The organism is Cytobacillus oceanisediminis 2691 (assembly GCF_000294775.2).
GTDB classification, from domain to species: domain Bacteria; phylum Bacillota; class Bacilli; order Bacillales; family Cytobacillaceae; genus Cytobacillus; species Cytobacillus pseudoceanisediminis.
Genome location: NZ_CP015506.1, coordinates 3,241,696 through 3,258,366, shown reverse-complemented (window position 1 = coordinate 3,258,366; position 16,671 = coordinate 3,241,696). Strand labels below are relative to the sequence as shown.

The window sequence follows — 16,671 nt, the reverse complement described above, 5'->3', positions numbered from 1 at the left end:
TTTTCTATATGTAAATATAAGTAAATCCCCATCTCTACCTATTTATATATTAAATTTTTGTTATAATTGTTACAAACCTAGTAATGAAACGGAGTTATTCGAATGGAAACAGTACTGACGAGACCTTCTGCAGCGCCTGTTATTCAAGCGCTTCGTTCGATTGGATATAACGCTAATACAGCGATTGCTGATTTAGTTGACAACAGCCTGGATGCCAGGGCAGTTAAAATACATATTAATTTCGCCTATGGCGAAAGTGATGGAATGATTACAATTTCTGATAATGGCTCGGGCATGGATGAAGAGATGCTCCAGACAGCCATGAATATTGGCTCTAAGGATCCGAGAGCAAAAAGGGGTGCGAATGAACTCGGACGATTTGGAATGGGTTTAAAGACTGCATCCTTTTCGCTGGGGAAACGGTTAAGTGTTCTTTCCAAAAAGGATGGAGTTTATAACGAAAGATGCTGGGACCTGGATCATGTATCAGAATGCAATGAATGGCAGCTTTTCACCAGGATACCGGAAGAAGTAAAAGAAAAAATGGGTGAAATTGAATCCGAAAGCGGAACAATAGTCTGCATTGATAAGCTTGACCGCTTTATGGGTTATGGAGGCAAGCGCAAGCTGAAAGAAACCAGCTTCTATAATAAAGTGGCCCGGATTAATAGACATCTCGAATTCGTATTCCATTCTATTCTCGAAAAGAGTGAAGTCGAGATGTTCATTAACGGAAAGGAAATTGTGCCATGGGATCCTTTCATGCGGTATCATCCAAATACTATGGAAGGCGAAATGCAAATACTTAGGATCAATGAGAACCGAATTAAGGTACAGTACTTTATACTGCCGCATGCGTCTCATTTAACAGAGCCGGAATATAAGAAGGCGGGCGGGTATAAAGGCTGGCGTGATCACCAGGGATTATATATTTACCGTGAAAATCGACTTCTATACTTCGGAGATTGGATGGGTCTATTCCCGAAGGATGCAGCTTCACAGCTTGCCAGGGTGCGCATTGATCTTCCGAATGCTGCGGACTCTGACTGGCAGGTGGATATTAAAAAGTCGGGCATCAACCTGCCGGAAGATGCAAAAAGAAGGCTTGAGGCCATTTCATCCATTGCACGTAAAGTCTCAAGAGATATTTTCTATTTCCGCACCCAGCCAGGGCCAAGGAATCCTTCTGTAAAAGGCAGCCTGAATACATGGGAGCAGTCGGGAAGCGAAGATGGGCCGCAATTTATATTGAACCGAAATCATCCGATCCTTTCTGAACTGCTTAAAAACCTGGATGATGAAAATGCAAAGCTATTAAACTTGTATCTAAAATTTATTCAGCTTGGCTCGCCAAGCAATATTATAGATTCTCCAAAGGTACCGGAAGAGGAAGTGCAGGAAGTGCCGGACAGTCAGAAAGAGCTGGTTATCCAATTTGCTTCTTCCATGCTGAACCTTAATGTGGCGGATAATGAAGAACAGCTGTTTAACATTCTTTTAACCCAGCCGGCCTTTGACGGCCTGAACCGGGCAACCTTAAAAGCAATCACAACGGAGGCGAATTTGATTGTCAGCAATTGATAATAAGAGCCTGTTCGAACAGGCCTTTACGAATAACTATTATATGTTAAAAGCCCACTCTGCAAATTCTGAGGAAGCAGCAGAAAAAGCACTCGAATTAGCGAGAGTATTGGCATCCGGGTTTGGTCCAATTGATGATGCACAATTTCAGAAATGGTCTCTTGAAATGTTCATGAAATACAAAATTGGCTTGGAGGTTCCCAAGGATTATGTCATGAGGAACTCGAAAGAAAAAAGCTGGTTTGAGCCTAAAATGGCAGCAAGCGGATTTTTCTGGACCAGGTACCGCAGATATCTGTCCGAAACAAAAAATTGGCCGCTTGAGGCCGTTACTGCCATTGATGAAACAACCAATCAGATTATGGCTTCGATTGGAAATCCAAAGTCCATGGAGCCATTCGATAAGCGCGGCCTTGTATTGGGTTATGTCCAGTCTGGTAAAACAGCCAATTTCACTGGTTTGATCAACAAAGCTTACGATGTTGGCTATAAACTAATCATCGTTCTGTCTGGAATACATAATGACTTAAGAGCCCAGACACAGATCCGCTTGAATGAAGAGGTAATCGGGAACCGGACAGATAAGGATGGAAATCCAATCGGAGTTGCACAGATTTATGCGAATACAGCAGAGCATATCATTTCATCCTGGACAACAGAAGTAAATGATATTAAGTCCAGCCAGAGAGGAACCAGCAACCTGAACTCGCCAACCTTGATGGTTGTAAAGAAAAATAAAACGGTTCTGGAATCCCTCAGAGACCAGTTAATCAACCACCGAGATTTATATAATCTGGATATCCCAGTTTTAATTGTTGATGATGAGGCTGACCAGGCATCTGTTGACACTTCCAATCCGGATAAAAGTGAAGACCCGAAAACTATCAATCGTCTGATCAGGCAAATCCTTGAGGTATTTAAGCGAAAAGCTTTTGTTGGCTATACAGCAACTCCTTTCGCTAACCTTCTAATCAGCAAAGAAGGAAGAACAGAGGAAGAAGGGGATGACCTATATCCGAAAGATTTCCTTGTCGGCCTGCCAAAGCCGAAGGAATATTGCGGACCTGAAGAATACTTCAATGTGGAAGAGGATGCTGAAGATACTCGCCCAAGTCTGATCCGCCATTTGCGCCAGGAAGACCTTGAAGTATTTACGACAATTAAAAAGAAATCTGATGCAGATAAGTTCGAAGAGGTGCCTCCGCAAATGCGTGAAGCGATGCTGGAATTCCTTCTTGTAATTGCAGTCAGAAATCTGAGAGGGCAAAGAAAGAAGCATAATTCGATGCTCATTCATACATCACGCTTCAAGGACGTTCAGTCAAGCGTAAAAGATGAAGTATCGCGTACCTTTGATGCCATCTCAAAACAGCTTCAGTATAATCCTGAAAGCAGTGTGATTGCAGAGCTTCAGGAGCTTTATGAAAATGATATCCTTCCAACTAGCAGGGATTGGCCAAATGAAAATCATCCAGAATTCAGCTGGGATGAAGTATATGAAGAACTGAGAAAATGCTGTGAGACAATTCAGGTTTTCGAAATTAACGGCAACAGCCGGGATGCTTTGGATTACCACCAATATAAAGAAGATGGCCTGAATGTAATAGCCGTAGGCGGAGACAAATTATCCCGCGGTCTAACACTGGAAGGCTTAAGCATCACCTATTACTTCCGGAACTCGCTTATGTATGACGCGCTCATGCAGATGGGGCGCTGGTTTGGATACAGAAAGGGCTACATGGATCTTTGCCGCATCTATACATCTGATGAGATAGCTTCAAATTTTAAACATCTGGCCATTGCGATGATTCAGCTGCGCCAGGAATTCGACCGTCTTGCTGCAATGAAAAAAACACCTTCTGAATATGCCGTTAAGATGCTGAGCCATCCGACGATGAAGCTGACAAGCCCGCTGAAAATGAGAAATGCAGTATCTTCTAATGTCATTTATGCAGGTACCCTGCAGCAGACAAGGCTTTTTGATCCAAGTGAAGAAGTCATTAAAGGAAATATGGAGGCCACTGTCAAGCTGGCAAATAAGCTTCCTTTAGAAAAGACAACTTACAGAAGAACCAACTTTTATGCTGCATCTGGCGTGAATTCAGACATGATTAAAGAATACCTGTCAGAATATCAGACTGCTGACAGCAATATCGTTAATTCCGTTTTAATAGCCGATTATATTGACCGTGTGAATAAAGAGGGAGAGCTGACGGATTGGACAGTGGCAGTAGTTGAAGGGGATCCTTCAGCATCTTCTGGACTGTCAGATTATCCTGTTGAATTAGGGAAGATCCATTTGAAATCGGCAGCCGCTCTTGGTAAGAAAGTGAGAGCGCCTGAGAGCAAGGATCAAATCAGAGACATTGGGGCCATTGTGTCTCCTAACCACGAATATATGGATCTTGATTATGAAGAAATTAAAGGAATCAAAGACCGTACAGAGAAACGCAGAATACGTGACAAGGAAAAGGGGCTAATGCTAATTTATCCTCTGCATCCAGAAGTGCCGATCTTTAACAGTCTGGATGTTAGATTCTCGTCAAAACTGGTTCCTATTGGAATTGCATTCTCTTTCCCGGGGACTGAAATTGACGATACAAATGTCTACCAGACTAATAAAACGGTCTAATAACTTTATTTAAGGAGAGTAGCTGTGTTGAACCTAAAAATAGAGTTTGAACAAATGATCCAAGAGCTTAAAAGCCAGGATGACAGTGAAGTGTATAAGCTGAATGTCCTGACATACGAGAGCCCTGTCATGTTTGCAGGAATTGATCCTGCGAATCATCACCGCCAGCTGTACATTGATCTGGGAACGGAAGCATGGGACGATAATCAGGAAAAAGCACTCCCGAAATGGCGGGGCATGTCAGTCAAAGTAGAATATTTTGAGAAGCTTTTCCTTCTTAAGCAGCATTACTTCCTCGTGATCAGACAGGAGGACGAACAAAGCTCCGAAATTTTTGATGTTGTTCTCCAGAATCTAGCTGAACATTTAGTAGCTGGAAAGGAAGAATCTCTGTTTTCAACTGTCTATAAAGTACTTGATCGATGGAGGACTTTCTTCCAGCGCGGAGGTTTTAAGCGTCTTTCTGAAGAACAGCAGCGGGGGCTCTTTGGAGAGTTATGGTTTATCAATGAATGGCTCGACAAGCACCCTGGCCAGCCTCCTCTCATTATTGAACAGTGGGAGGGTCCGACAAAGGGAAGAATTGACTTCAAAGGCACCAGATGCGGGCTTGAAATCAAAACCGTCATTGATAAATTATCAAAAACCATTAAAATATCTAATGAGAACCAGCTGAAGCTCAGTGAAGCTGTATCTTCTATTTATCTATATGTCTGCTTCCTTGAACAAAGCCGGACACATGGCATGAGCCTCCAAGAGCTGGCCGGACAGGTCCGGGCCAAGCTTGCGGAAAGGTCTGAACGAATCGCCCTTATTTATAGTGATTTGATGACTGATCTTGGTTTTAGAGAAGAAGAATATGCCGATACCTTGTTTTTCGTGGAAAAAACAGAGGTTTACAAAGCTGGGGATGATTTCCCTCGTCTTTTAAAGGAAAATCTGCCGAAGGGAATTTCCCATGTAAGTTATAATATTGATCTGACTCATTGTTCCGAATATGAGAAAGATCCAGAAACCATATACCAAATGTTTAGAGTGGAAGGATAAAAGATGATAGAAACTAGACAAAGAAAAGAATTTCTCCTCGATTTCATGGAAGAGCTGGAAGAAAAAGCGATAAAAACAGGCAGCTATCAGGTTCCATTCCTGGAAAAAATGATTTCCTTTATGGACAGGCCGGATGATCCGGAAATCCTGATCCCTCCCTATAAAGATACGGGAAAAAACATTGCCGTAAATGCCTATTCTTTTGATGACGAAAATCATGTATTAGATTTGTTTGTGGCTGATTATAATTTTGAGCAGAATGAGGAAGATCTGCTTTCAATCAACATGACTGCTGTTGCAGAAATCGCCAATCGGGCAAAACGTTTTGTCACAAATGCCAAGTCCCTTCTTCAGACAATTGACCATTCTTTAGAAGCTTACGATCTTGCTAAAGTCATTGATGAAGAGATGGACAGCTTAAACGAGATTAATATTTTTGTAGTGACAAACATGTACTATGCTTCAAACAAGCCGGTAGAATTGACAATTCCGGGCATTGAAACCGTAAATGTCCAAGTATGGGATATTGACCGTGTTCAGCAGCTGATCACATCTGAGCAGGCTATTGAGACAGACTACATTGATTTTGAGAGAGATTACGGTGAAACATTTGAAATGATGTTTGTTCCTGACCCTTCAAGCGGTGTAAAGGAATTTGACTGTTATGTAGGCTATATTTCAGCTGAGCTTCTTGCTAAAGCCTATGACGAATGGGGCCAAAAGCTTGTTGAGCGAAATGTCCGTTCATTCCTTCAGGCAAGGGGCGGAACCAACAAAGGCATTCGTGACACGCTAAAAGATCCATTCCAGCGGAAAATGTTTGTTGCCTATAACAACGGCATTTCAACTGTAGCCCGTACAGGCGACTTTGAGCCTGTAAAAGATGGAGTCAATCAATATAAAATAAAAGGTCTAAGCGGATGGCAAATTGTCAACGGCGGCCAAACGACAGCTTCCATCCATAAGGCTTATAAAGAGGGAATCAGCCTAAAGGATGTATACGTCCAGGCAAAACTGACAATCCTTCAGGTAAACGAATTTGTTTCAAAAGACCAGCACCTGCTGGAAGATGAAATGATTTCCCGCATCTCACAATATGCCAATACGCAAAACAAGATCAATAAATCGGATCTATTGGCCAATACACGCTTCATGTCCGACCTGGAAAAATTCTCGCGCAATATCTGGATTCCCGCAAAAGACGGAAGAAGACCAGAAAGCAAATGGTACTTCGAACGTGCCAGAGGCCAGTATATGGTGGATATCAACCGACGCAAGCGAGGAAAAGAACAGACCGATTTCAAGAAGCAGTATCCGAAAGATAAGGTCCTTACAAAAGTCGATTTGGCCAAATATTTCATGTCATGGGAAGGCTACCCTCATGTTTCCAGTAAGGGCGGAGAGGAAGCATTCAAGAAGTTCATGGATCTGAACAAGAGCTTCTGGAGCGGCAGCACACAGGATAAGATTACTCTATCCGTCTATCAGAAATTAATTGCGAGAGCCATCATTAATCAGCGCGTCAAAGAAATCGTTGATGAAATGAAGCTGAGAGGCTACAAGGCAAACGTCATTTACTATACAGTGGCAATGCTTCACCACCTCTACAGCGAGCAAATTGATTTGGTTGGTGTATGGGAAGAACAGGCACTTTCAGATAAATGGGATGATATCGTACGTACGATTGCAGATAAGACTTTGTTCTATCTGAAAGAATCTGCTGGTGAGCGGAACGTTACGCAATGGGCGAAACAGGAAGCTTGCTGGATACAGTTTAAAGAAACCTGCTCCCAGGAACTGAAAAACTTAATTTAACAGAAAAACACCCTAATCTTCTGATAAAGATTCAGGGTGTTTTTCCTTTAAAACTGCATAGGTTTTAATAAAAATCGCGATGGAGTCAACTGCAGCATCAAAGTCCTGCTTGAACTCATGCTCCCAGATGCGCAACACTTTCCAGCCGTTATCCTGATAATACTGATTCACTTCCTGATCTCTGCTGACATTGCGAGCCAGCTTTTTTGTCCAATACTCCTGATTGGATTTTGGCATATTTCCGTGAATCGGGCAGCAATGCCAGAAACAAGAGTCTATAAAGATAACGATTTTATATTTCTTTATGGAGATGTCCGGTTTGCCGAACATTTTTGCATTTTTACGAAACCGAAAGCCTTGCCTCCAGAGAGCCTTTGTAATGTCATTTTCCAGCATTGACTGGGACTTGATAGCTCTCATGTTATGGGATCGCTGTTCTTTTGTTATTTTTTCAGGCATGGAATCACGTCCGATTTAGGGTTTATATTGGAATCTTACCCAGAAGAGCCGGACATTACACTTTTGACATTATTCATAAAAAAAATTATTATGTTATATTTGATAAAAGCGAATAAACTTTGACTATAATCTAGACTGGAGTGGCTTTACTAGAATAAGAAATCGTTTTTTAATGGGTGAATGCTTCTCTTAAGAAATCATATTTCTCCTTGATATTCTTGAATGTATCAACATCTTTTATATATTTCGGATCAAGCTCATAACATCCTCGATGTTTTAAAGTATTAAACTCATCCAATACTAACATGTCATCATCTTTTAATGGAATGTGACATGACCCACAACGGATTTTCATTCTGCCAACCTTCTTTCCAAATTATTGGTTTTTACCATATTTTACCATGTAAATAACTATAAATGTTTGTATATTGAAGCTGTGGAGGGGAATACCCAAACAGAAGTGCTACTAACGGTATTAGATAATACTGGAACCGAATATGGAATTGATTTATTATGATAGATCTAAAGGAAAAGAATCACGGTGCGGCCAGAACACCACCATGATTCTTTATAGACGCCAGGAACATAGGGGTATGCTAGCAAAAAACGAAATGTAGATGCGCGACAAGAAAAGGATAAATAGAATAGAAAAAATAAAAATAAAAAAATTATCAATAACTAAACGTTGATTTTTTGTAGTAAAACAAGCGATTAACTGAAAACTAGTTCTAAGAGGAATGTATTTTGTTTTGGTATCTAGAATTAAATGTGAGTAAGGAAGGAATGTGTCAGCAACCCTGATTAGCTCGAATATTTATGAATAATTTTGCAAAAATTTTCCCAGTCAAGGTTTGTATTTCTTAACCATTTTATTGGAAGCCCATAATTAATTTCGCAATCTAGCGGTCCTCCAATATGTCTATTCCAATTTTCAGGGATATTTTTTATAACATTGTTTAGTAATTTTTGATATTCAGAATGCGATAAATTTCTGTTTCTCGATTTGCATTTTTCTAAGATAGATGGACTATATAGATGGTCTCCCTTTTTATATTCAATCCATCCTCGCTTTGTTTGCGGATCGACAATATCCCTATTTAACGCATACCCCAGTATTCTGACATTCCAACTGTGGTTCAAATATCCATAAGGGTTATTTTCAAAAGCCTTGCCTTCAGGTATGCTGTCCAGCAATCCAACAACATAGATTTTTTATTAAAGTTTACTATTTTATGGCGTTCCACCAGGAGCCATTTAGATGATTTCCTTGTTCCTTTAATATCTGTTTTGAATGTGAATTTCTTAGATTCACCGTTGAAAAAAACAGTTGCTAAATCATTTCCATTGTCATGGATCAGCTGATCCTCCCATATATCGAAGTCCACCTTAAAGCTTATTCCACAATTTATCTCAAGGAATCTTTTGAAGCCTATTTCCACTGATTTCCCTATGACATGATCCGCAATATAATCATTTTTTTCTCGAATGAGCTGTTTTCTTCCAAATTGTTTTAGGCTGGCTGCTTTTTTCTGATATAATTGTTCAGCAAATGAAAAGCACTGTTTAACATCTTCTATAGGAACATTAATCAAATATTGCATGCTGTTCATTATGCTCTTAAAAACTGTAACAAAATAGAATTTTCCCCTGTAAACTCTACCCTTACGATATCCCCTTCTCTTGCATTATGCCGGTCTTTCAACCAATAGCCTAGAGCACGTAAATCACCTTCTTTGTGAAAGTTTTTCCCGTATTCTAGAAGTTTTCCTTGAGATCCAGTTGCTTTGAGCGGTCCGTGGAAAAACCCATCAGCTGAAGTACAATGGAACAATTCTCCTGGTCTGATAGTATATCTCCTGGCGTTATCCATGCTAATCGGAATATAGACTTCATACTCATTTCTTCGATAAACTGATCTAGAGGCGCCTTCAGTTCCCCAATTTAAATGTGCTCTCTTTAATTCAACGTCAAAATATTGTCCAGAACGCGGCATACAATTTCCCCCTCATATTACATATTTTCCTAAATTATAAAACATCGTTAAAATAAAAATGTCATCTTATAAGGTGATATTTTTGTTTTGTTTTGAATTTATACTAGAGTTTATAGGGAAATAATGGAGAAAGGAAGATTTACATCAAAACGAACGTGTTGAAAGGCTTATTTAAGAGAGCCTTGTTATATAGGCTTCTAACAAATTTAGATGTATTAATCTCAAAAGCAAAGCTATCTCATAAGGAAGTAAGCTCTAGAACAGGAAGGAAAGGTAATTGGATTAATGATGCTTACAATCAAAGTGAAGATATTCAAATCTCTTCATTAGCAAAAATTTTCTCTGTTATAAATACAGAGATAGACCTTAATGGGTATTCTTTGTCAGCGGTCTTTGATGATAAGGTATTAGACATCGCACGAGTAATTTCAAACCTATCTGATGAAGAAGAAAACTCAGCTCAGATTGCACAGTTCGTTTCTTCAGAAGAGGAGCTTCTTATAGACCTATTAGGAGATTGGGGATCACTAGAATCAAAAAGAAAGCTTAATAAAGAAGAATTATCATATTTTCGAGAAATAAAAAAATTAATAAATCAGCAAGCCAGCAAGGAGGACTCACCAGATGCCTGAAAGAAAAGTATGGTTTATTACACGCCCGGAACGAGATCCGAAATTTCATGTAGAGGCGCTTCGAGCACTGCAAATAGCAACAAATGATTTCCAAATTGTTTGGTCGAGAAATAGAAGCGCCCATAAACTTTATGAAGAAGTATTGGCCTCGGAAGGACTTAAACGGGATAATATCAGTCATGATGGATCTGGAGGCAGGACATGGGCTGCTATGCTTCGTACTTTTGGATATGTTTACATTACTCCTTCCGGAAACCTATCTCTTACCAAAGTAGGTAAAGCGCTTCTTGAAGGAAATAAGATACGTGAAAATACATCGAAGCAAATACTAACCCTTCAAATTCCTAACGCTTACTTTTTGGAAAGCGGATTTAGACCCAAGTTTGAAAATGATTTTCAAATCCGTCCTGCAAGATTCTTAATCCGGCTCGTGAATCAGCGCCAGCTGGATTACTTCGTCACAAAAGAAGAAATTACTTTCTTTGCACTGACTGCAAAAAAGGATGATGAGCTGTGGAGTGTCACAGAAAAAATACTTAATTATCGTTCTGCTGGTGAAACAGAAAAGAAAAAAATGAAAGAAATAGTTGCCAGTATCTATGACCATAGAGAGCGATCTGATAATGGAGCCCGTGATTTTGCTTCAGCTCATGGTGACGTCGCACATACTTTTATGATGATGTGTGATTACACTGGGTTAGTTGACTACGTAAGAGGGGATGCCCTAAGGATTCCTTCTGAATTGCGCACCAGTACTGCTGAAAAACTAATTAATTTTGATACAAGGTATCCTTTCAATAAACGTTATCTAATTTCATTAGAACGCTTTGCAGAAAATGCTGGATTAGATGTAGATAGTTATAAGGCAAGTGCTTATGGAGGAATTTCTCCATCAACTAATCGAAGTAAAAGTATTAAAAAGGTTCATCGGCTATTATCAAATTATCCGGTGTTGCAGTCGCTTTCTGCAGAAGAGATTACAGTAATTCTTGAGCAGGAGTTTTCCAGGAGAGAGGCACGAAACTATGCTTATGAACTTCACAACTACCAATTTACATCCCTAAATGAGGATTTTGTCGAATCATATTTATTTGAAGAAAATGATTTAGTCTTTGAGGACAAGACAGCAGAAATTCTAAAAGCAATCGGCTTCAAAATTGACCTCAGGCCAAAACCAGTTGTAAGAAAGGTGCAAACAGAGATTGAAATAGTTTTACATGTAGACAATAATAGGATCTGTATAATAGATGCCAAAAACTATAAAAAGAAATTCCCATTGTCTGCCCACCTGGCTTCACATATGGCTTCAGAATATATTCCAAACTACAATGGTTATGAAGGGAAAAAAGTTACTTATTTCGGCTATATAACAGCTAGCGAATGGAGTGGGGAAGGTAATCTAAAGAAGATATCTGAAAAGGTTAATACTTCTCAGGCTTTGGAAGTTGCAGGTGGAATGTTTTCAGCTAAAGCTTTACTTGGATTCTTAGATTACTGTTTAGATAATGACATACCTGAACAAAAGCGAACAGAAATGTTTATGACTTTATTTACTAATAAGGGTTATAGGAGTATTTCAGAAATGATTTAAAGAAAAGTAGCCTTAGAGCTGCTTTTTTATGTTATTAGTGGTAGAATAATAGCATACCAGTATGCAAGAACATATATTCCTATTTAGTGATAAGGAGCGATAATAATGATATTTAAAAAAGGAGAGCTATTTAACGGCCCAGGAGGCTTAAGCTTAGGCGCAAAAAATGCTAAAGTCATTCATCCGTTAACAGGAGAAGAGTGGAAGATAGAGCACTTATGGTCAAATGATTATGATGGCAGTGCTTGTGAAACGTTCGCTCTAAATATATGCGGAGACATAAATGATCCATCTGTACATCATGGTTCGGTAGAAGAGCTGCCAATTGGAAATAAAGAGATACTTGGTGAAATTGATTGCTTTGCATTTGGATTTCCCTGCAATGATTACAGCCAAGTGGGAGAAAAACATGGACTTAATGGCACCTTTGGACCTCTCTATTCATACGGAGTAAAAGTCCTGAAAGAGTATCAGCCAAAGTTCTTTGTTGCAGAGAATGTTGGTGGCCTTCAAAGCGCTAATGAGGGACAAGCCTTTATTCAAATTCTCACAGAACTTGAAGAATGCGGCTATAAATTAACACCCCATCTTTATAAATTTGAAGAATATGGGGTGCCACAAGCAAGACACAGAATAATAATTGTTGGTATTCGCAATGATTTATCAAAAGAGGGAGTTGAGTTTAAAGTTCCTGCACCGACTACTCCTGACAAGTACAAAACCTCATTAGAGGCTATTACTTATCCTGCAATTCCAGAAGGAGCTCCTAATCATGAAATGCCTAAGCATACAAAAAAGGTAAAAGACATGCTGATGCAAATTCCTGCCGGAGAAAATGCATGGTACCCTGGCATAGATGAGCACCTGCGATTGAACGTAAAAGGGGCTCGACTCAGTTCAATTTATAAAAGACTTGATCCTAACAGACCAGCATACACGGTTACTGGAAGCGGCGGGGGCGGAACCCATATGTATCATTGGGAAGAACCTCGTGCTTTGACTAACAGAGAACGCGCCCGCCTTCAGACATTTCCTGATGATTTTATTTTTTGTGGAAGCAAAGAGAAAGTCCGAAAGCAAATTGGAATGGCCGTCCCTCCACAGGGAGCGCAGATAGTATTTGAAGCAATCCTAATGTCCTTTGCAGGAATGAGCTATAAGGCTGTTCGCCCAACACCCAAGCTTCAATTAGAGAATTTGAAGGGCAAAAAGAAGGTCGAAATAGATGATGTTGAAACAACAAAGGTTGAAGTGAATGCCTAGAACATTTCATCCCATCAGTCCCCTGAATAGGGGGCTTTTTTTTTGAATTCGACATTGGAATATAGTCAAAAATCAGAGTAACTATTAGGCGAGTTATTGGATGCCTTCATTGTCAAGACATGTTGTTCTTCTTTTAAAATAAGTTGCACAGTTTCTTTCAATCATCTATGAGGCAGGCTGCTTTTTAGTTGTAAAAGAATGGAGACATTCGAAATTTTAATTAACATTTATTGATCGTACATTGTTTTGTGTATGTCAATATAAAAGGATTATTTGTATTTTTTTGAATTATAATGTCCTTACAAAACACGTTTAAAGACTATAATAGGAAGGTTTTCAGTAGTTATGAATAATATTTCGGGAAATATTAATCGAGAGGATTGAATTTATGCCAATTAGTATGGAAAGTTTAGAAATAGGAAAGAAATATGATCGTGATGCTTTATCATTAGTATGGGGGTATAAAGGGAGACAAGCAATCAGTCGCGGGATTATCACTCCAGCAAATGATCATAAAATTATCCTTTTTGTAACTAAGATTAAGCAAAAATCAGATACTCAGTATAACGATTACTTCATAGAGGAAGGTCTACTTCATATGGAGGGGGAAATTAGTCATTTCAACGATCAAAGGTTAATTAATGCAGAGATAAATAACGAGTCAATTTTTCTTTTTTATCGCGATATCCATCACACTTATTTTACTTATTATGGAAGAGTATTTTTAGTAGATTTTAAAATAAATTCTGATAAACCGAGTATCTTTATTCTATCCACTTCTGTAAGTCTGTTTGTAAGCGCTAGTGCTCTCTCTACAGAGCAGAATAAAACGAGCCTAATAGAAAGAGAATTTATAGCAGACAAAGAAGGGGACAAAAAGGTTAAAATTCATGTCAGTTATGAACGGAGTCTTAAGAATCGGGCCAAAGCGATTGAAATACATGGAACAACCTGTAAAGCTTGCAATTTCAATTTTGATAAATTCTATGGAAAAGATTTAGCCAAGAATTTTATTGAAGTTCATCACGTTATTCCGCTCTCGGATATCAAAGAGGGAACAATTATAGATCCTTCAAAAGATTTAGTTCCTTTATGTTCAAACTGTCATAGTATGATACACCGCAGAAGAGATAGAGTAATGGAAGTGGAAGATCTACAACAAATAATAGAAGTTAATAAGAAAGGATAAGGGAAACAAAATTAGATCATATCTTCAAGATTACTTGGAATTTCATGGAGAAGAAATTTTAGGTCAGTTTATTAATTAGAACCTTGAGCTTAAAGTCTTTTTAAACTCCAATATTAATATTAAATTTTTGAATGGATTGTTAAAGGAAACTGAAAGACAGTAATTTATTGAGCTTATAAAGCTAATGTACACATGGAGTTTAAGATTTGAGTGGTGTTTGCAGTATAGACCTCTTTATGTAAAAAAAAGTAAAACCTTTGCCGTGAGAGTTGAAAATTATGGTATTATATTTTCAGAGAATATACTGATTTCACTCGAATCTTAGGGAGGTGCTATTTATTGAAATTATCATACTATCTCTTTAATGAAAATGTTATTAATTTCAATCAGCTAATATTACCTGAAAAAGTTAACGAACAGAATAACTACTTTGAGTTACAGCCTAGGAATACAGAATTAGGTTTTGAATTTAAAGTATTTATACAAAGAAACAGAACAAAGGAACCAAAATGGATAACATTATTAGAAAATGATCTAGAGATTCCTAACAGGGACGACATAAAGAATACTGTCAATTCATTTGTTATTCTAGTAAAGGTTAATAAGAATCAGACTGATTATTTTTTTGCTATAACGGGAGGCTTTGGATTTACAGCCATTGATAGGAACAATTTGGAGAACAATTTCGGATTAAAAGTTGCACTTAATTCTATTGATTCTACAGAATTAAAGGCATTTGACGTAAGAAATATTGATCTTAAAACAAAGCAAAAAAGAGTCCTAATAAATAAGGGTAGTGAACTAGGCGAATTTGATCTCAATTTTGAACAAGATCTTATTAACTTAGTATCAGGAAAATCAAGGGATGAGGGAATTGGAACATCTATAAAGGGATCTACTTCTTCACTTAGTTTAAACAGTGATGTAACCTTTGCCACACTAGGAGAAAAATGCAACCAATTATTGGATTTGTTTCTCAGTGATGATTACAAAGAAAACTTTGGCTTTATAGATAACGTTAAAATAGTCAAGGACGGGGATGTAACTTCGGATTTAAATAATAATCTATTTCAAGCCCTTAACAGGCGTGAAACTCATAATATCTCTTTAGCATATCCTGATATGATTGAATATGAAAAGTGTTCTAGTTATAAAATAAAAAAGGGTACGAAAACTGTGGAAACTGAAGAAGTTAACTTAATGGATCTCTATTCATTATTAGATAAAGAGGGTGTAGTGTTTGACTCAGCAGACCATATTAAAAAAATTAAAATTATTGGGTTTGATGAAGCAGAACATCCAGTAACTTCACCAGTCACTTTAAATCATTTTATTATTTTCCAAACTGAATTAAACGAGAATACTTACATTTTTTCATTAAACAATTGGTATAAGATTGATAATGATTACTTTTCTAGAATACAGGAAGAAATAATGAGGGTGCCACTTGTTGAGGATCCAACCTTTCTTACACCTATACTAATTGATGAATCAGAGGGAAGTTATAATGATAGACAGAATTCAGATTACTTTTTAAATATGGATAAACAGAATTTCCAAATTCGAAACTCAAGAAGTAAGATTGAGGTTTGCGATTTACTCTCCAAGGATAAGCATTTTGTTTGTGTAAAAAAAGAAACTCGTTCAGCTACATTAAGTCATCTTTTTGCACAGGGGTCAGTTTCAATGCAACTATTGAGAGAATCTAGTGAATATAGACAATCTCTAGTAAATAAGGCTTTAGAAAAATTCCCTAGAGTAAATTTTAACCAACAGAATTTTCCTTTCAATGAATGTACTTTAGTATATGCCATATCTACATCTAAAACCGATGATATTAGGAATGTACTACCTTTCTTTAGTAAAGTAAACTTGTTACATCATGTAAATTTAATAAGGAGATTAGGAATAAAGGTCGAAATATATAAGATACCAGTAAGTCATGAAGTGGTTGCAGTTGTAAATTAACTATTTGATCAATACGTTAAATTGGTCACCTTTTCGGTCACATTCTTAAGGTTAATTAGGGGATACTATAGGTAAAAGTACCTATAAAAATGTTGTTGTAACTCATAGTAATCTTAACCTTGGAGTTAACATAGTACATCAAAGGTTAATTAAAGGATTACCTTGACAGGGTAGAGGTCGCTGGTTCGAACCCAGTCGAAATCACTAATACAGGGACCTTGAGATGCTAGTCATTTCAAGGCCTTTTTTATATATGCTTTTTAATGAAAATAAACAATATTAGGTAAAACACTACTGTTTTTAGTCATAAAATATTCCTATTCTATTTTCAATTATTGCTACGTAGCCTTTATTATTTTTTTCAATGGATGTCCTCCTATACGTAAATAACTATTTGACTTTAGTTTCAAAATTGTAGTTAATTATTTTCTCCAAATAGTACAATTCTTCCATCTAACTGGTATATTAATACTATACTAAATAAGCTATCAATTAGTAAGG

General features: G+C 37.8%; 13 protein-coding genes. 9 read left to right on the top strand and 4 right to left on the bottom strand.

Features of this window, described 5'->3' with window-relative positions; all coding sequences use genetic code 11:
* The first annotated feature begins 102 nt into the window (after window positions 1-102).
* Genes A361_RS16355 through A361_RS16340 form a run of 4 tightly spaced genes read left to right on the top strand, consistent with a single transcriptional unit; the run spans window position 103 to window position 7,075 of the window.
* On the top strand, window positions 103-1,581 hold the full coding sequence (locus tag A361_RS16355; protein WP_019382275.1) for an ATP-binding protein: 1,479 nt from the start codon (window positions 103-105) through the stop codon (window positions 1,579-1,581).
* The gene (locus tag A361_RS16350; RefSeq protein ID WP_019382274.1) at window positions 1,568-4,213 is read left to right on the top strand and encodes a Z1 domain-containing protein; all 2,646 of its coding nucleotides are present in this window, start codon (window positions 1,568-1,570) and stop codon (window positions 4,211-4,213) included. Before A361_RS16355 ends, A361_RS16350 begins: the two co-directional genes overlap by 14 nt.
* A 24-nt stretch (window positions 4,214-4,237) precedes the next feature.
* A complete protein-coding gene (locus tag A361_RS16345) occupies window positions 4,238-5,260 on the top strand; it encodes a PD-(D/E)XK motif protein (protein WP_026041736.1) in 1,023 nt (340 codons plus the stop codon).
* Between the two features lie 3 nt (window positions 5,261-5,263).
* Window positions 5,264-7,075, top strand: coding sequence for an AIPR family protein (locus tag A361_RS16340; RefSeq protein WP_019382272.1), 1,812 nt, complete (start codon window positions 5,264-5,266; stop codon window positions 7,073-7,075).
* A 12-nt stretch (window positions 7,076-7,087) separates the two neighbouring features.
* On the opposite strand, the gene A361_RS16335 is transcribed toward A361_RS16340, so the two are convergent.
* The 4 genes from A361_RS16335 to A361_RS16320 form a co-directional block, all read right to left on the bottom strand.
* On the bottom strand, window positions 7,088-7,534 hold the full coding sequence (locus A361_RS16335) for a very short patch repair endonuclease (RefSeq protein ID WP_019382271.1): 447 nt from the start codon (window positions 7,532-7,534) through the stop codon (window positions 7,088-7,090).
* A 169-nt stretch (window positions 7,535-7,703) separates the two neighbouring features.
* Complete coding sequence (locus A361_RS16330; protein ID WP_019382270.1) at window positions 7,704-7,889, bottom strand: hypothetical protein; 186 nt, start codon at window positions 7,887-7,889, stop codon at window positions 7,704-7,706.
* A 781-nt stretch (window positions 7,890-8,670) separates the two neighbouring features.
* Entirely contained in the window at window positions 8,671-9,144 is a 474-nt protein-coding gene (locus A361_RS16325; RefSeq protein WP_019382269.1) for a hypothetical protein, read from the bottom strand.
* A complete protein-coding gene (locus A361_RS16320) occupies window positions 9,144-9,527 on the bottom strand; it encodes a hypothetical protein (RefSeq protein WP_019382268.1) in 384 nt (127 codons plus the stop codon). Before A361_RS16320 ends, A361_RS16325 begins: the two co-directional genes overlap by 1 nt.
* A gap of 158 nt (window positions 9,528-9,685) precedes the next feature.
* Here A361_RS16320 and A361_RS16315 point away from each other — a divergent pair, with 158 nt between their 5' ends.
* The 5 genes from A361_RS16315 to A361_RS16295 all read left to right on the top strand — a co-directional run bounded on the left by A361_RS16315 (window position 9,686) and on the right by A361_RS16295 (window position 16,170).
* Window positions 9,686-10,159 (top strand): hypothetical protein, encoded by a 474-nt coding sequence (locus tag A361_RS16315; RefSeq protein WP_019382267.1) that lies wholly within the window; start codon window positions 9,686-9,688, stop codon window positions 10,157-10,159.
* Window positions 10,152-11,750 (top strand): AlwI family type II restriction endonuclease, encoded by a 1,599-nt coding sequence (locus A361_RS16310; protein WP_019382266.1) that lies wholly within the window; start codon window positions 10,152-10,154, stop codon window positions 11,748-11,750. The genes A361_RS16315 and A361_RS16310 overlap by 8 nt, the downstream gene beginning before the upstream one ends.
* Window positions 11,751-11,855: 105 nt before the next feature.
* Window positions 11,856-13,013 carry a DNA cytosine methyltransferase gene (locus tag A361_RS16305; protein ID WP_019382265.1) on the top strand — a complete coding sequence of 386 codons (1,158 nt, stop codon included), beginning with the start codon at window positions 11,856-11,858 and terminating at the stop codon, window positions 13,011-13,013.
* 400 nt (window positions 13,014-13,413) lie between these two features.
* The gene (locus A361_RS16300; RefSeq protein WP_162272006.1) at window positions 13,414-14,202 is read left to right on the top strand and encodes an HNH endonuclease; all 789 of its coding nucleotides are present in this window, start codon (window positions 13,414-13,416) and stop codon (window positions 14,200-14,202) included.
* Between the two features lie 339 nt (window positions 14,203-14,541).
* Window positions 14,542-16,170 carry a DUF6119 family protein gene (locus tag A361_RS16295; RefSeq protein ID WP_019382263.1) on the top strand — a complete coding sequence of 543 codons (1,629 nt, stop codon included), beginning with the start codon at window positions 14,542-14,544 and terminating at the stop codon, window positions 16,168-16,170.
* The last annotated feature ends 501 nt before the right edge of the window (window positions 16,171-16,671 follow it).